This window comes from Acidovorax sp. Root219 (assembly GCF_001428665.1).
In the GTDB taxonomy this organism is placed as follows: Bacteria; Pseudomonadota; Gammaproteobacteria; order Burkholderiales; family Burkholderiaceae_C; genus Acidovorax.
Genome location: NZ_LMIJ01000011.1, coordinates 843,050 through 859,250, shown reverse-complemented (window position 1 = coordinate 859,250; position 16,201 = coordinate 843,050). Strand labels below are relative to the sequence as shown.

At 67.6% G+C, this 16,201-nt stretch carries 16 protein-coding genes; 4 read left to right on the top strand and 12 right to left on the bottom strand.

Translation table 11 applies throughout. From position 1 onward, the window contains the following. Nucleotides 1-62 precede the first annotated feature (62 nt). From ASE28_RS14680 to ASE28_RS14655, 6 genes are all read right to left on the bottom strand, one after another. Nucleotides 63-1,367, bottom strand: a complete 1,305-nt coding sequence (locus ASE28_RS14680; RefSeq protein ID WP_057267225.1) for a four-carbon acid sugar kinase family protein — start codon at nt 1,365-1,367, stop codon at nt 63-65. A 16-nt stretch (nt 1,368-1,383) separates the two neighbouring features. After that, on the bottom strand, nt 1,384-2,670 hold the full coding sequence (locus ASE28_RS14675; protein WP_057267224.1) for a ribulose-bisphosphate carboxylase large subunit family protein: 1,287 nt from the start codon (nt 2,668-2,670) through the stop codon (nt 1,384-1,386). Nucleotides 2,671-2,674: 4 nt separating this feature from the next. After that, a complete protein-coding gene (locus tag ASE28_RS14670) occupies nt 2,675-3,226 on the bottom strand; it encodes a VOC family protein (RefSeq protein ID WP_057200735.1) in 552 nt (183 codons plus the stop codon). A gap of 75 nt (nt 3,227-3,301) precedes the next feature. Next, entirely contained in the window at nt 3,302-5,173 is a 1,872-nt protein-coding gene (locus tag ASE28_RS14665; RefSeq protein ID WP_057267223.1) for a TRAP transporter large permease subunit, read from the bottom strand. Next, nucleotides 5,173-6,210: a TRAP transporter substrate-binding protein gene (locus ASE28_RS14660; RefSeq protein WP_057200733.1), complete on the bottom strand. Its 1,038-nt coding sequence runs from the start codon at nt 6,208-6,210 to the stop codon at nt 5,173-5,175. The genes ASE28_RS14665 and ASE28_RS14660 overlap by 1 nt, the downstream gene beginning before the upstream one ends. Before the next feature lie 298 nt (nt 6,211-6,508). Beyond that, a complete protein-coding gene (locus tag ASE28_RS14655) occupies nt 6,509-7,312 on the bottom strand; it encodes an SDR family NAD(P)-dependent oxidoreductase (RefSeq protein ID WP_057267222.1) in 804 nt (267 codons plus the stop codon). A 130-nt stretch (nt 7,313-7,442) separates the two neighbouring features. On the opposite strand from ASE28_RS14655, the gene ASE28_RS14650 reads away from it, so the two are divergent. From ASE28_RS14650 to ASE28_RS14635, 4 genes are all read left to right on the top strand, one after another. Further along, nucleotides 7,443-8,462, top strand: coding sequence for a LacI family DNA-binding transcriptional regulator (locus tag ASE28_RS14650; RefSeq protein WP_057267221.1), 1,020 nt, complete (start codon nt 7,443-7,445; stop codon nt 8,460-8,462). Nucleotides 8,463-8,690: 228 nt separating this feature from the next. Next, nucleotides 8,691-9,074, top strand: a complete 384-nt coding sequence (locus ASE28_RS14645; protein WP_057200731.1) for a DUF4398 domain-containing protein — start codon at nt 8,691-8,693, stop codon at nt 9,072-9,074. Between the two features lie 65 nt (nt 9,075-9,139). Further along, complete coding sequence (locus ASE28_RS14640; RefSeq protein ID WP_057267219.1) at nt 9,140-10,081, top strand: OmpA family protein; 942 nt, start codon at nt 9,140-9,142, stop codon at nt 10,079-10,081. Between the two features lie 360 nt (nt 10,082-10,441). Then, nucleotides 10,442-10,822, top strand: coding sequence for a DUF4398 domain-containing protein (locus tag ASE28_RS14635; protein ID WP_057267217.1), 381 nt, complete (start codon nt 10,442-10,444; stop codon nt 10,820-10,822). Between the two features lie 38 nt (nt 10,823-10,860). Here ASE28_RS14635 and ASE28_RS14630 read toward each other — a convergent pair whose 3' ends face one another. From ASE28_RS14630 to ASE28_RS14605, 6 genes are all read right to left on the bottom strand, one after another. After that, entirely contained in the window at nt 10,861-11,868 is a 1,008-nt protein-coding gene (locus tag ASE28_RS14630; protein ID WP_057267215.1) for an aldo/keto reductase, read from the bottom strand. 75 nt (nt 11,869-11,943) lie between these two features. Continuing rightward, complete coding sequence (locus tag ASE28_RS14625; protein ID WP_057200728.1) at nt 11,944-12,903, bottom strand: Gfo/Idh/MocA family oxidoreductase; 960 nt, start codon at nt 12,901-12,903, stop codon at nt 11,944-11,946. Between the two features lies 1 nt (nt 12,904). Next, nucleotides 12,905-13,771 carry a class III extradiol dioxygenase subunit beta gene (locus ASE28_RS14620; RefSeq protein WP_057267213.1) on the bottom strand — a complete coding sequence of 289 codons (867 nt, stop codon included), beginning with the start codon at nt 13,769-13,771 and terminating at the stop codon, nt 12,905-12,907. A 2-nt stretch (nt 13,772-13,773) separates the two neighbouring features. Then, the gene (gene ligA / locus ASE28_RS14615) at nt 13,774-14,214 is read right to left on the bottom strand and encodes a protocatechuate 4,5-dioxygenase subunit alpha (protein WP_057200726.1); all 441 of its coding nucleotides are present in this window, start codon (nt 14,212-14,214) and stop codon (nt 13,774-13,776) included. Between the two features lie 4 nt (nt 14,215-14,218). Beyond that, nucleotides 14,219-15,142, bottom strand: a complete 924-nt coding sequence (locus ASE28_RS14610; RefSeq protein ID WP_057200725.1) for an amidohydrolase family protein — start codon at nt 15,140-15,142, stop codon at nt 14,219-14,221. 19 nt (nt 15,143-15,161) lie between these two features. Continuing rightward, nucleotides 15,162-16,160 (bottom strand): tripartite tricarboxylate transporter substrate binding protein, encoded by a 999-nt coding sequence (locus ASE28_RS14605; protein WP_057267211.1) that lies wholly within the window; start codon nt 16,158-16,160, stop codon nt 15,162-15,164. Nucleotides 16,161-16,201 lie beyond the last annotated feature (41 nt).

Sequence of the window (16,201 nt, the reverse complement as noted above, 5' to 3'; positions counted from 1 at the left end):
AAGCAGGCCGGTCACGCCCTCCAGAGGCGGCCGGCCCTTTCTTGCCGCGCCCGGCAGCACCCTCAGGCCCCACCTTGCAGCAGCCGCTCGAAGAGATCCTCAGGCCCCATCTGCCCCCCCTTGAGCATGATCTCCAGGCCGTCGAGCGCCAGGTGGTCGCTGTGCAGCTGGCACAGCGCCACGCCGGGCGACAGCGAGGCCCGGTACGACAAACCCCAGGCCGCGAGCGACTGCACCGCGAGACTGGAGGTGTCGCCCCCGGCGATGCCGATGCGGCGCAGCTCCACCTGTGCCAGCACACGTGCCAGCACTCGCCCGCCGGCCTGCGCCACGGCGTGTGCCGTGGCACCGCCGGATGCGCTGCCCGCAGTCACCGCCAGCACGCTGCGGCCATCCCGCAGCAAGGCAGCCAAGCGGTCGGCCATGGCCTGTGCAGCGGCATCGCCGCCCTCGACCAGGCTTGCCACATCGACGGGTACCGTCTCGTACGAAACGGCCATGCGCACCTGCTGGGCGGTCACCGGCGACAGGCTGCCCGCCAGCACGAAGACAGGACCCTGGGCCGCCGCCAATGGCCGTGCGTCCATCGCAGCCGCTGCGCGCGGCCACTGTGTCGCCAGGGCCTGCACCACGCTGCTCGGGCCCACCGCCAGCAGGCGCGCCTGCTGCGCCCGGCGCCACACCAGTTGGCCCACGGCCTGCAGGTCCTCGGGGCGGCTGGCATCCATCAGCACGGCAGCGGGGTGCCCCGCCAGCATGGCATCGAGCGCCGCCTCCTGGTGGGCCAGCGGCTGGGCGTACAGCGGGTAATCGATTCCAGGCACCGGTTGCAGGGCCTGCTGCGCCAGGTGCAGGCGCAGGTCGCTCTCCTGCATGGGCGTGACCGGGTGGCGGCTCATGGTGGGGTGCCGATCAATGCGATGCACCGCAGGGTCGCTCCCTGCGCGGGCGAACAGGTTACCGAACACGCAGTAGCGCCCCAGGCTGGGCTGGCCGCCGACGATGGGGACGAAGCGGTTCTCCACATGCTGGCGCAGCGTGTGTACCGCCACGCCGATGCTGCCCACCTGCGGCGCGCTATCGAAGGTGGAGCAGACCTTGTAGTGCAGCACCGGCACGCGCATCTGCGCGAAGAAGCGGCCCACGGGCTCCAGTTCGGCGCGCATGGCCTCGGGGTCCATGGCGCGGGCCGCGCCGGCGATGCCGATGGCATCGAGCGGGCCTGCGCGCTGCAGTTGCACAGACGTGGGCACGCCCATGAACAGCAGGGCACGCAGCCCCGCCTGGGCGGCCGTGGCCAGGGTGTCGGTGGCCCCGGTGAAGTCGTCGCCGTACCAACCCAGCCGGGCGGTGGATGCAGCCATCATGCGCTGGTCTCCACACTCAGGCCTTGGCGCCGAAGAAACCGAGCGCGCGCTGCAGCTCGGGAGCGTGCCGGGCGAAGTGGTCGAGGGGCGTTCCCGCCGCCACCGCCTCCCAGGCCTGCTGGATGCTTGCCACCCCGGCTGCGGGGCCATCGGGGTGGGCCAGGATGCCACCGCCCGACATGAAAAGCAGGTCGGTGCTGCGCAGGCGCTCCCAGGTCAGCGGCACGGTGCCGGCCCACTGGCCGTTGGAGACGGCGGGCAGCACGGCATCGTCCAGGCCCAGCGCAAGGGGGGCCAGCGTGTCGTGGGCCGACTCGACCACCTCGTCGTCGGTCTGCGAGAACTTGCCTTGCAGGCCGTGCACATGCATGTGGTCCACTCCCGCCAGGCGCCACAGGGTCTGCCAGGCCTGGAACGAGAAGCCCAGCAGCGGGTGCCGCGACAGCGCGCCATAGCCGTTGCGGTGGCCATGCAGCGCCAGCGGCGTATGCCGGCGCAGGGTCTGCACAGCCGAGTAGCCGCACCAGTTGAGGCTGGCCATCACGCAGCTGCCGCCCTCGGCCTGCACCAGGTCGGCGTGGCGGCGCATGGCGTCCGTCTCGTCGGTGACGTTGAAGGCCACCATGACGTGCTTGCCCGTGCGGTCCTGGTGCGCTCGCACAGCGCGCATCACGGCCCTAACGCGCTCCTGCAGCGGGGCATGCACGGGGTCGGCGCAGACCTCGTCGTCCTTGATGAAGTCCACGCCCGCCGCGCACAGCCGGGCGGCCAGCGCCCCGGTCTCCTCGGCCGACAAGCCCACGTTGGGCTTGACGATGGTGCCGATGAGCGGGCGCCCCTGCACCCCCGTGAGCGCACGGGTGCCCGCGATACCCTGGCGCGGCATGTCGAAGCGTGTGCGGTATTCCGCAGGCAGGTGCAGTGATTCGAGTCGCAGACCCGTGACCTCGCCCAGGTCGAACAGGTTGCCCGACACCATGGCCGCCAGCGTGGGCAGGTTGGCGCCCACATTGGCCACCGGAAAGCGGACCCGAATGCGCGCACGCCGGAACGGCCCAGCCAGGGGCTTGCCGGCTGAGGCACGGCGCTCCAGCCAGCCGTTGGGCAGGCTGGGGGCAGCCACGGATTCGAGCTCCTCGATGGACTCCACCATGGCGCGCGCGCGCTCACGCAGCGCATCGGTCTCGCCCTCCACACGCGTGAAGGTGCCGCACGACTGCTCCCCCGCCAGTACCTCCGCCACGTGGGCCGGGTCCAGCGGCGTCTCGATCAGGTAGGTGGCTTCGAAATGCTGGGCGTCCATGGGATCAGAGGGTGTTGAGGTCGGGGAAAGGCCGCACCGGGTCGCTGCCGTCCCAGCCCTTGGCCGCCTCGCGGATCAGCGTGAACAGCCGGCCCTTGGGCCCCGCCACTTCGGACAGCTCGATCAGCGCACCGGGGTGAAGCCCCGGGTGCTTGCCGTCCTCGAAGTAGACGAAGCGGCCGTTCTCGCCCACCTCGCCGCTCATGCAGACCTTGAAGCCCGCGGCCTCGGCCCGCGCCAGGTCGGCGTCGAAATCCTCCGTCCAGTACGCGACGTGCTGGCCGCCCACATGGCCGGCCTGCTGGAAGTCGCGGTACATGGAGGGCACGTCGTTGCGCGTCTGCAAGAGCTCGATCTGCACGCCACCCGCGTTGGCCAGGGCCACGGAGTTGTGCGGTTCATGGCGCTCGCCGCGGTAGGTGTAGTTTTGGATCGGCACGCGCGGGTTGTAGTACCAAGGCCCGACGCCCAGTACGTTGGCCCAGTAGTCCATGGCGGCCTCGATGTCGGGCACGAGGTAGGCCACCTGGCGGATCTCACCAAAGAATCGGCTCATGGTTTGCGTCTTTCAGAAAGGGAAGGAGGGCCCGGCGCACGCAGCGGCCAGACCAGGGGGACTGGATGGAATGCGTTACCTGGTCAGAAAACCGGTGGAAAACCATGGGATCGCAGCCACGATGACCAGGCCCACGAACAGCGCCATGACGTAGCCGCCGATATGGGACAGGCCCTCGTTGGGGTGCACCTTGCTGATCGCGCAGGCGCCGTAATAGCCCACACCGAACGGCGGCGCGAAAAGGCCGATGCCCATGGCGAAGATCACCACCATGGCGTAGTGCACCTCGTGGATGCCAACGGCCTTGGCAATGGGAAATAGCAGCGGCCCGAACAGCACGATGGCCGGGATGCCTTCGAGCACGCTGCCCAGCACCACGAAGGCAATGATGGAAACCGCCATGAAGCCCCAGGCACCTCCAGGCAGCTGCTTCATCACCTCGGCCAGGTCGTGCGAGAAGCCCGACTGCGTGAGCCCCCAGGCCATGGCCGTGGCGCAGCCCACGATGAAGATGATGGCGCCGGTGAGCGAAGCGGTCTCGATGAGCATGGGCCGCAGCCGGCGCCAGTCGAACTGGCGGTGGATGAACAGGCCCACCAGCACAGCGTAGACGATGCCGATGGTGGAGACCTCGGTCGCCGTGGCAACGCCCTCGACCACGGCCGCGCGGATCACGAACGGCAGCGCGATGGCTGGCAAGGCCGTGACCAGGAAGCGCACGATCTGCGCACGGCCGAAGCGCTGCACCTGCGACAGGTCTTCACGGCGGTAGCGCCACCAGACCACAGCGCACAGGCAGGCCCCCACCACCACGGCCGGCAGCATGCCGCCCGTGAACAGCGCCGCGATGGACACGCCCGTGACCGAGCCGATGGTGATCAGCACGATGGAGGGCGGTATGGTTTCGGTCTGCGCGCCCGTGGCCGACAGCAGCGCCACCAGGTCGCCGGGCTTGGCGCCGCGCTTTTGCATCTCGGGGAACAGCACCGGCGCGATGGCCGCCATGTCGGCGATCTTGGAGCCCGAAATGCCCGAAACCAGGTACATGGCACCGATCAGCACATACGACAGCCCACCGCGCACGTGGCCCAGCAGGCTGGCCAGGAACTGGATCATGGCGCGTGCCATGCCGGTCATCTCGATCAGCGCGCCGAGGAAGATGAACAGCGGCACGGCCAGCAGCATCAGGTGCGACATGCCTTCATCGAGCCGGCCCACCAGCACCGGCATGGGTGCGCGCGTGGTGAGCGCCATATAGCCAAAGGTGGCCAGTGCGAACGAGAAAGCGATGGGCACGCCCGCGAACACGCAGGTGGCCACCACCACGACGAAGAAGATCACCAAATTGAGCTTGCCCAGCGGCGGGAACACCGGCTGCGCCAGCCAGAAGGCCAGCACCAGCGCGCCCACCGTGGCGCAAGCCGCCAGCATCACGGCCAGACCGCCCTCGCGCAGCATGCGCAGCGTGCACACCAGCAGCATCAATGCCATGCCCGCCGGCAGCGCCGAGGCGCGCCAGGCGTTGCTGATCTCCAGCGCCGGCGTGACGATCACGGCCTCTTCGGCCGCGTACTCGTACGCGTGGTGCAGGATGAGCAGCAGGAACGCGAACGACGCGGCCATGGCCAGCGCCTCCAGGTAGGCGCGCGCCGCCGGCGGCACCTTGCCCACGAAGGCCGTCATGCGCATGTGCTCGCCGCGGCGCAGTGCCACCACCGCGCCCAGCATGGACAGCCACAGGAACAGGATCGAGGCCAGCTCGTCGGACCAGACCAGGGGTGCGTGGAACACGTAGCGCGACACGACACCGCAGAACAGCAGGCAGATCTCCACCAGCACCAGCAGCGCGGCGGCGGACTCCACCACCGCGCCGATGCCCCGATCCACGGGACCGAGCGCGGCACGCCAGCCCGTGGGAACGGGGGCGGACACGGCAGCTGCGAGCATCAGGACACCTTGCCGACGGAGGCTTCCAGCAGCGCCCAGGCCTCGTCGCCGAACTTGCCCTTCCACTCGGTGTAGTAACCAGCCTTGCGCAGTTGCTCACGGAAGCTTTGCGGGTTGGCATCGTTGAAGGCCATGCCCTTGGTGGTGAGGTCGCTGCGCAGCGTCTCGTTGAGTTTGGCGAGGTCGGCACGCTGCTGCAGCCCGGCTTCATCGAAGGCCCGGCCCAAAATCAGCTTGAGGTCGTCCGGCAGGCCGCGCCAGGCGCGTCCGTTGACGACCATGTGGTAGCCGTCCCAGCTGTGGTTGGTGACCGAGCAGAACTTCTGCACCTCGTAGAGCTTGGCGGTCTGCACGATGGCCAGCGGGTTCTCCTGCGCATCCACGACCTTGGTCTGCAGGGCCGAATACACCTCGCTGAATTGCAGGCTGGCCGGTGATGCCGACAGCGCCTTGAACATCGAGATGCCCATGGGGCTCACGGGCACGCGGATCTTCATGCCGCCCAGGTCGGCCGCACTGCTGACGGCCTTGGTGCTGGTGGTCACCTGGCGAAAGCCGTTGTCCCACATGCGCGGGAAGGTGTACAGGCCCACCTTGGCAAAGGCCGCACGGATGCTGTCGCCCAGCTTGCCATCCACCGTCTTCCACACCTGCTCGTAGTCGGCGAAGGCGAAGCCCAGGGCCGTGATGGCGCTGATGGGCGCCAGCGTGGCGATCACCATGGTGCCGGCGTTGAAGATCTCGAGGCCACCGCTGCGCACCTGCGAGAGCATGTCGGTGTCGCCGCCGAGTTGGTTGTTGGGGAACACCTTGAGTTCGAGCCGCCCTTTGCTCTCGGACAGGATGCGCGCCGCCGCCTCGTTGGCGCGCACGTTGAGCGGGTGCGACACAGGCAGGTTGTTGCCGAACTTGAAGCTGTACTCCGGCGCAGCAGCGCTCGCCAGCCCCGGCCAGGCGCCCGCGACGGATGCGGCGGGCAACGCGCACAGACCGCGCAGCAGGCTGCGGCGCGAGGATGAGTGGTTCGAATGGGCCATGGTCTTTGTCTCCTGTCTTTATGGAATCGTTGGAATCGGCACGCGCGGGGCGGCTAGTGTTCTGTCCCGCAAATAGATGCCAAAAATAAAGCCGATGGATTTCGCGCCGGGGCAAGGCGCAAACCGCAGCGATAGCCGTAGCTATCGCGAGGATTTGCAACGCTGCCCTGGCGTGAAAGACGCGGTTTTATTGGCATTTATTTGCGGGACAGGACACTAGTTCAAGGGCAGACCTTATCGGTGGTCGGGGGCCTGCGCAAATCGAAAATCTGATGACTTTTGATGGTTTCAGGAAGCGTCAGTTGCACCGCGCATGCATGCCACCATCGACCAGCAGCTCCACGCCGTTGATGTAGCGGGCTTCGTCGGAGGCCAGGAACACCGCGGCGTTGGCCACGTCCCAGCCATCGCCCATGCGCCCTGTGGGCGAGAGCTTGTGGCGCGCGGCCACCATCTCCTCGTGGCTGGCGTAGAAGCCCGAGATCTGGCGGTAGATGTGCGGCGTGTCCATCACGCCTGGCAGTATGCAGTTGGCGCGGATGCCCTCCCCCGCGTACTGCAGGGCCACGCTCTGGGTAAAGGAGTTCACCGCCCCCTTGGAGGCCGCGTAGGCGCAATAGGCATAGCCCGTCCAACGCACGCCACCGAGCGCACCGATGTTGACGATGGCGCCCGACTGCTGCGCCTGCATCAGCGGCAGCACGGCCTTGCAGGTCAGGAACATGCTCTTGACGTTGACCGCCATCACCCGGTCCCAGGTGTCTTCGGTGGTCTCCACCGGGCCGCCCTGGGAGGTGATGCCCACGTTGTTGTGCAGGATGTCGACGCGGCCGAAAGCCTCGGTGGCCGCCTGCACGGCGGCCTGTACATCGGTCCACTGCGTGACGTCGGCCGTGACCGCAATGGCTTCGTTGCCTTCACCAAGGATGGTGTCGCGCGTCACTTCGGCGGCGGTGCCATCACGGTCCACCGCGACCACCCGGGCCCCGGCCCGCGCATAGGCGGCTGCGGCGGCCTTGCCATTGCCCCAGCCGTCGCCATCGGACCCGGCACCGAACACCAGGGCGACGCGGCCCACGAGCCGCTTGTTGTTTGTCTCCATCATTGTTCCTTGTCTTGACCACCGCCCTCTGGCATGCGGTGGGCTCTTACGATAGCCTCGGGCCCGTGATGTACCAACCGCCAAACATGATGGGTTTTGATGGTTTCGGAGGGCCGCCGTGAGCCGCGCCATGCCCGGCGTGGTGGAGGTTGCCGCGCTGGCCGGCGTCTCCACTGCCACCGTGGACCGGGTGCTCAACCGGCGCGGCGGCGTGCGCCAGGCCACCGCGCAGCGCGTGGTGCAGGCCGCGGGCGAGCTGGGCTACCTGCCGGCGGACGGTCTGGCCGCCACTCTGGCGCCTGCGCCCCTGCGCGTGATGTTCCTGCTGCCGCGCAATACCAGCCGCTTCCTCACCATGCTGGGCGACATGGTCAGCTACTCGCAGGAGCACTGGGCGCCCTTCCACGTCAAGTGCCGCGCCGAGACGGTGGACAGCTTCAACCCCGAGGCCCTGGCCCAGGCGCTGCTGCACCATGGCAAGCGCTACGACGGCCTGGTGATGATGGCGCTGGAGCACCCCCAGGTGCGCGAGGCCGTGGCCACGCTGGCCGGGCGCGGCGTGCCCGTGGTCACGGTGATCTCGGACCTGGGCAACTCGCAGCGCGTGGGCTACGTAGGCCTGGACAACCGGGCTGCGGGCCGCACCGCGGGCTACCTGATCGGCCGCTTCATAGGTGCGCGCGATGCCAAGGTGGCCCTGGTCGCAGGCAGCCTGCGCTATGCGGCGCACCAGGAGCGCGAGGCTGGCTTCCTCCATGTGCTCGAAGAGCTGTTTCCCCAGCTCACGGTGGTCGGCCTGCGCGAGGGGCTCGACGACACCGAGAAGAACTACCGCCAGACACGCACCCTGCTCGAACGCCACCCGGACCTGGCCGGCATCTACAACATCGGCGGCGCCTCCGACGGCATCGCCCGCGCACTGCAGGAGTGCAGCGTGCAGCACAAGGTGGTGTTCATCGGCCACGGCCTGACACCCGACACGCGCGCCCAGCTCATCGACGGCAGCATGGACGCGGTGATCACCCAGAACCCCTTGAGCACCATCACCAGCTGCGTGCGCATCTTCGCCAACCTGCGCGACGGGCGTCCCGCCTTGTCCGGTGTGGAGACCACACGCAGCCAGGTGGTCTTTCGCGAGAACCTGCCCTGACCCTGGTGCCTGCGGGACCCTGGCCTGCGTCGGCCCGCTGCGGCCCCTGACACGTAAGCCGATGTAAGACCTGGCCCACAGGCGAACTGAGGCAGGGACTACGCGGCTTGGAGGTCCCCGCACGAACAATGCACCTGTACCAGCACCGTCTCCTGGTCGCCCCCTCGCCCGGCTTGCCGGCATCGGGGAGGGCAGATCCCATCCCCCTCCACAGGAGTTCAGAACACCATGCCTTCATCCGCACCTTTCCGCCTTGCCATCGCCGTTCTCGCCCTGGGCGCCCTGGCCGCCTGCTCCTCCACGCCACCGCCCACGGAACAGATGGCCGTGAGCCGCACCACGCTGACCCGCGTGTCTGCCGCACCCAGCGTGACTGCGACCGCACCCGTCGAACTGCAGCGTGCCCGCGACAAGCTCATGGCGGCCGAGAAGGCCATGGGCGCGCAGGACTACACCGCCGCCCGCCGCCTGGCCGCCGAGGCAGAAGTGGACGCCCGTGTGGCAGAAACCCGCGCCGATGCCGAGCGCAATGCCGCCAGCCTGGCCCAGGTGCAGGACGGCATCCGCGCGCTGCAGGAAGAAATCAACCGCCGCGCCGCGCCCGCCCGCTGATCGCTTCAGCCCCACCGCGCCTGCCGTCACGCCCCGTGACCCCGAATCTTGAAGGAATACCCACCATGCACCCCATTCTTCGCCGTACCACTGCCCTGGCCACCAGCCTGATCGCTGCGGGCCTGCTGGCCGCCTGCGCCAGTACCGCACCTTCCGCCGCACTGGAGCAGGCCCGCACGGCAGTGAGCCGTGCCGGCACGGACCCTGCGGTGGCCCAATACGCCCCCCTGGAGCTCAAGCAGGCCAGCGATGCCCTGGCCCGTGCCGACCGTTTCTGGGCTGACAAGCACGATGAGGCCGAGACCAACCACCTGGCCTATATCGCCGCCCAGCGCGCCGAGATCGCCAACAATGCGGCGCGGGCCCGCATGCTCGATGCCAGCATCCAGAGCGCCAGCTCCGAAGCCGACCGCATCCGCCTGCAGGCACGCACCCGCGAGGCCGACGAAGCGCGCATGCGCGCGGACGCCCAGGCGCGCAATGCCCAGATAGCCCAGGCCCAGGCCATGAGCGCAGAACAGCGCGCAGCCCAGCAGCAGGCGCAGGCCAACGCTGCCCTGGCCCAGGCCAGCGCCGCCCAGGACCGCGTGCGCATGCTCGAAGCCCAGTTGCGCGAGATGGAAGCGCAGCAGACTGAGCGCGGCCTGCTCGTGACCCTGGGCGACGTGCTCTTCGCGTTCAACAAGGCCGAGCTGTCTGCGCAAGCCGGGCCTCGCCTGGACAAGCTGGCCGATTTCCTCAAGCAATTTCCCGAGCGCAAGCTGCTGATCGAGGGCTATACCGACAGCGTGGGCTCGGACGTGTACAACCAGGAACTGTCGGCGCGCCGTGCCGGCGCCGTGCGCGATGCGCTGGTGGCACGGGGCGTAGACACCAGCCGCATCACGGCGCGCGGCTACGGCAAGGTCTATCCTGTGGCGGACAACGCTTCGCCCGAGGGTCGGGCAATGAACCGCCGCGTGGAGATCGTGATCGCCGACGACAAGGGCAACCTCAAGGGCCGCTGACCCCCCGGGCGGCGTGCCGCCCTGGTCCCCTCCCCAGACCGCGCCGCTCACGCCGCGCGGTCTTTGCATGTCTGGCGCGCCCGGACCGGCATGGCAATCATGGGGTCGACGCCTCGTCCGAAAAGGTGACCCCATCCAAGTAAGCACTCACCCATATGTAACATATGGGGTTTTACCTGGGTGCATTGGATTGGTGCGCGCTCAGGACACTGGTAACGGCAATACCCCACCAGGGTAAGCCCCATGCGGGGCGGCACAGGTTTTGCTGTTCAATTTCTGCCACGGGCGGGTCATATGCATTTGTTACATATGAAGCCCATGCAGACCTGCTCACCAGAGTCCTTGAAGGAAACAGCCACCATGCATCCCATGCTTCGCAGCACCACCGTTCTCGCCATCAGCGCGATGGCCGCAGGGTTTCTTTCCGCTTGTACCACGGCCCCGTCCATGGCGCTGGAGCGGGCCCGCACGGCCGTAGGCACCGCCAGTGCCGACCCGGCAGTGGCCCGGCACGCAGCCCTGGAACTGAAACAGGCCACCGAAGCCCTGGCACAGGCCAACAGCATCTGGAGCAAGACCAGCGACGAGGCGGAAACCAACCACATCGCCTACATGGCGGCGCTGCAGGCCGAGGCTGCCACCAATGCGGCACGCGCGCGCATGCTGGCGGCCAACATCCGCACCGCCAACTCCGGCACCGCCCAGATCAGCCTGCACACCGAAGCGCAGACACGCCGCTGATGCGACCCGCCCTGCAACGGTGCAGGGCGTGCATTGTTTCAGGCAAACGTCTCGGTATCCACCTCGCTCGCGCTCTGGGCGCTGTAGCGGGGGCCCACGACGTTCTGCTGGTTGATGGCGCCATCGAGGGCGGCCATGGTCTGCGCGTCGAGTTGCACTGCGTCGGCACCCAGGTCGTCGTGCAGGTGCTCCACGCTGGTCGTGCCCGGGATGGGGATGATGTGTTCGCCCTTGTGCAGCAGCCAGGCCAGCGCCAGTTGCGCGGGGCTGCAGCCGACTTGGCGGGCTATCGCAAAGTAGCTGTCCAGTAGCGCAAGGTTGGCCGCGTAGGCCTCGGGGGCAAAGCGCGGCATCGCACGGCGGATGTCCTTGGCGTCCAGTGCGGACACATCTTTCAGATCGCCACACAGGTAACCACGCGCCACGGGGCTGAAGGCGACGAAGGCCACGCCCAGCTCACGGCAGGCTTCGAGCACCGCGATCTCGGGGTTGCGCGTCCACAGCGAATACTCGGTTTGCACGGCAGCGATGGGGTGCACCGCATGCGCGCGCCGCAGCGTAGCGGCCGACACTTCGGACAGGCCGATGCTGCGTATCTTGCCCGCGCGCACCAGGTCGGCGAGCGCGCCCACGCTGTCCTCGATGGATACCTGTTTGTCCCAGCGGTGCAGGTAGTACAGGTCGATCACGTCGGTCTGCAGGCGGCGCAGGCTGTCCTCGCAGGTCTGGCGCAGGGTGGCGGGGCGCCCGTCGATCACGCGCACCAGTTTGCCGTCGCCGGCCACGTCCACGCCCTGCATGCCGCACTTGCTGGCCAGGGTGAAGCGCTGGCGGTGCGGCTTCATCACACGGCCCACCAGGGTCTCGTTGGCGCCAAAACCGTAGAGCGTGGCGGTGTCGAACAGGGTCACGCCTGCGTCGAGCGCGGCCAGCAGCACGCGCTCGCCCTGCTCGGGCGAGACGGGGGCGCCATAGGCGTGGCTCAGGTTCATGCACCCCAGGCCGATGGCGCTGACTTCAAAGGGGCCAAGTTGGCGTGTCTGCATGGTGGTCGTTGCTCCATGAAAAACGCCCGCAGCGTTCCATCTGCGGGCGGGTTGTGGGTGTCTGCAGGCGGGATCTTACTGAAGCTGCTGCTCCAGGTCGTGCAGCACCTGGTAGCAGGCCAGCACGCTGGCCACGCTGGAGTTGGGCTCGCGGCCTTCGCGGATGGCGGCAAAGAACTCGCGGTCCTGCAGCTCGATGCCGTTCATCGACACGTCGACGTGGCTCACGTCGATCTTCTCGTCCTTGCCGTTGTACAGGTCGTCGTAGCGCGCCAGGTAGGTCGCGGTGTCGCCGATGTAGCGGAAGTAGGTGCCCAGCGGGCCATCGTTGTTGAACGAGAGCGACAGCGTGCAGATGGCGCCGTTGGCGGCCTTGAGCTGGATGCTCATGTCCATGGCAATGCCCAGCACGGGGTGGATCGGGCCTTGCACGGCGTTGGCTTTCACGATAGGGCTATTGGCCTGGTAGGCGAACAGGTCCACGGTGTGCGCTGCATGGTGCCACAGCAGGTGGTCCGTCCAGCTGCGCGCCTGGCCCAGCGCATTGGTGTTGGTGCGGCGAAAGAAGTAGGTCTGCACATCCATCTGCTGGATGTTGAACTCGCCGGCCTGGATCTTCTTGTGCACGTACTGGTGGCTGGGGTTGAAGCGGCGCGTGTGGCCGCACATGGCCACCAGGCCGGTCTCTTTCTGCAGCGCCACGACTTCCTGCGCACCCTTGAGGCTGTCGGCCAGGGGGATCTCCACCTGCACGTGCTTGCCGGCCTTCATGCAGGCGATGCTCTGCTCGGCATGCATCTGCGTGGGCGTGCACAGGATCACGGCGTCCACCTCGGGCAGGGCCAGGCTTTCGGCCAGGTCGGTGGTGACATGGCCAATGCCGTACCTGGCCGCCACTTCCCTGGTCTTGTCGAGGTCGCGGCTGATCAGCGAGACGACTTCGACGCCGTCGATGTTCTTGATGCCGTCCAGGTGCTTGATGCCGAAGGCACCGGCGCCCGCCAGGGCGACCTTGATGGTCTTGTTCGTAGTCATGTCAGGAATTCTCCAGGATCAGGTGGCCCACGGCCGTGTTGGATGCGGGCACATGGTAGAAGCGGTGCACGAGCCTGGGCGGCTTGCCGCCGGCCACGTCGGCCATGGCGCCGCGCGCGATGAGCCACATCACGAGCTCGATGCCCTCGCTGCCCGCCTCGCGCACGTAGTCGATGTGCGGAATGCTGGCGGCGGCCTCGGGGTCGTTGATGAGTTTGTCGAGGAAGGCGTTGTCGAAGTCCTTGTTGATCAGGCCGGCGCGCGGGCCCTGCAGCTGGTGGCTCATGCCGCCCGTGCCCCAGATGTGCACGTTGAGGTCCTCGTCGTAGCTCTCCACGGCCTTGCGGATCGCCTGGCCCAGGTTGTAGCAGCGCCGGCCGCTGGGCACGGGGTACTGCACCACGTTGACCGCGAACGGTATCACCGGGCAAGGCCAGGCACCGGCCACGGGATCGGGCTGGCCGCACATCAGCGACAGCGGCACCGTGAGGCCGTGGTCCACGTCCATGCGGTTGACGATGGTGAGGTCGAAGTCCTGCTGAATCACCGACTGCGCGATGTGCGAAGCCAAGTCCGGGTGGCCGATGACCTTGGGCACGGGGCGCGGGCCCCAGCCTTCGTCGGCCGGCAGGTACTCGGCCGCCGTGCCGATGGCGAAGGTCGGGATCATCTCCAGGCTGAAGGCCGTGGCATGGTCGTTGTAGACCAGGAAGACGACGTCGGGCTTGTTGTCCTTCATCCATTGCTTGGAGAAGTCATAGCCGGCAAACAGCGGCTTCCAGTAGTCCTCTTGCGTCTTGCCCAGGTCGAGCGCGGCGCCGATGGCGGGCACGTGCGAGGTGAAGACGGAGGCGGTGATACGCGCCATGTTCAGTTTCCTTTCTTTCCCGCAGCACCCTGCGGCTGGCGGTGCGCCTGGGCATCGCCGTCTTCGCCGACCACGCGGTTGCCCTGCGCCGAGCGGCCGCCGCCGATCATCATGTTGCGGTATTCGTCTTCGGTCATGCCGGTCATGGAGCCGGCCATCTGCTGGAAGCTCTTGCCATCGGTCGCGCCAATCTTCGCCAGGAAGTAGATGTTGCCGCCCAGGCGGATGCACCAGTTGAGGTCGCGCGCCAGCACGGCCAGCTTCTGCTCTTCGGTCATCGCCCACTCGTCGAGGTAGGCACGCTCGCCAGCCTTGAAGCGGGCGCGGTTGTCGGCCTTCATCAGGCTCATGCAGAACTGGTTGAGCCAGTAGCCTTTTCGGCTTTGCTCTGCGTCGAAGATGGTCGTGCCGGGCACGTCCAGGTAAGGTTTGTCGAGGGACATGGCTTCAGCCTTTCACTTCCTCAGGCCAGTAGAGGCGCATGGGATTATCGACAAGGAGTTTGCGCTGCAATTGTGGCGTGACCGCGATGTGGGGAATGAAATCCACCAGCAAACCATCGTCGGGCATGTGGTCCTTGAGGTTGGGGTGCGGCCAGTCGGTGCCCCAGAGCACGCGGTCAGGGAACTCCTCGACCACGCGGCGCGCGAACGGCACCACGTCGCGGTAGGCGGCCTGCTCGCCATCGAGGGCCTTGGGGCCGGCCACGCTCAAGCGCTCGGGGCAACTGACCTTGCTCCACACGTTGGGATGCTGGCGCATGAACTTCAGGAACAGCTCGAACTCGGGCCCGTCCACGGGCTTGGTCACGTCGGGGCGGCCCATGTGGTCCACCACCACGGTGGTGGGCAGCTGCGTGAAGAAGTCCCACAGCTCGGGCAGGTCCACGGCCTCGAAGTAGATCACCACGTGCCAGCCCAGTTGGTGGATGCGCGCGGCGATCTCCATCAGCTCGTCCTTGGGCGTGAAGTCCACCAGGCGCTTGACGAAGTTGAAGCGCACGCCGCGCACGCCGGCGTCGTGCATGGCCTGCAGTTCTTCATCGGTCACCGAGCGGCGCACGGTGGCCACGCCGCGCGCCTTGCCGCCCGATTGCACCAGCGCATCGACCATGGCGCGGTTGTCCGCACCGTGGCAGGTGGCCTGCACCACCACGTTGCGCGCAAAGCCCAGGTGGTCGCGCAGTGCATAGAGCTGCGCCTTGCTGGCATCGCAGGGCGTGTACTTGCGCTCGGGCGCGTAGGGGAACTCGGCACCGGGGCCGAACACGTGGCAGTGCGCATCCACGGCGCCTGCGGGCACCTGGAAGCGGGGCTTGCTCGGGCCGGCGTACCAGTCGAGCCAGCCAGGGGTCTTGGTGAATTCACTCATGCGGTGTACTCCTTGTGGTTCAGTCCAGCGAGACGTTGGCCTTCTTGATCACCTCGCCAAAGCGCTGGCTCTCGTCCTTGACGAACTGCGTGAACTGCGCACGCGTGGTCGGGAACTGCTCGTAGCCAAAGCTCTTGAACTTCTCCTGCACGTCTGCGCCGGTCAGCGCCTGCTCGATGTCCTTGCGGATCTTGTCGGTCACTGCTGCGGGCAGGCCGGGCGGCACGGCGATCGTGTTCCACCCCGTGACCTCGAAGCCCTTGGGCCCGCCCGACTCGCCCACCGTGGGCACGTCGGGGAAGCTCGTCACACGCTGGGGTGCGGCGACGGCCAGGAAGCGCAGCTTGCCAGCGCGCTGCAGCGGCCCGGCCGTGGCGGCGCTGCCCAGGGCAAAGGCCAGCTCATTGGTGGAGACGCCGGTGTAAAGCTGCGTGGTCTCCTTGTAGATCACGTGCTCCATCTGCGTGCCGGTGGCGCTCTCGAACAGCTCGGAGCCCAGGTGCACCGGGTTGCCCACCGACCAGGATCCGTAGTTGAGCTTGCCCGGGTGGGCCTTGGCGTCGGCAATCAGGTCGCCCACGTTCTTGTACTTGCTGTCGCCGGCCACGGTGAAGAAGAAGTAGGTCTTGAACAGCGGCAGCAGCGCGTCGAAGTCCTTCACCGGGTCGTAGGGCAGCTTCTTGAACAGGCTGGGGTAGGCGGCCAGGTGCACGTTGTCCAGCACGATCAGGTCATGCCCGTCCTTTGCGCCGCGCTTGAAGGCGTCGATGGCGATGAAGCCGTTGCCGCCGGGGCGGTTCTCGACCACCACGGGCTGGTTCCATGCGCGGCCGAGCTTCTCGGCCACGAGGCGGGCCACGCCGTCCGGGCCGCCGCCCACCGGGAAGGGCGTGATGATGCGCACGGGCTTGGTGGGGAACTGCTGGGCCGCAGCCAATTGCGGCGCCAGGCCGGCAGCGGCGGCCACACCCAGGGCCAAGGCGGCGCGGCGGGAGAGGGAAGAGGAAAGAAGGCGCATGGTAGGTCTCGTCAATATCAAAACAGGTGCTGCGCCGTGCG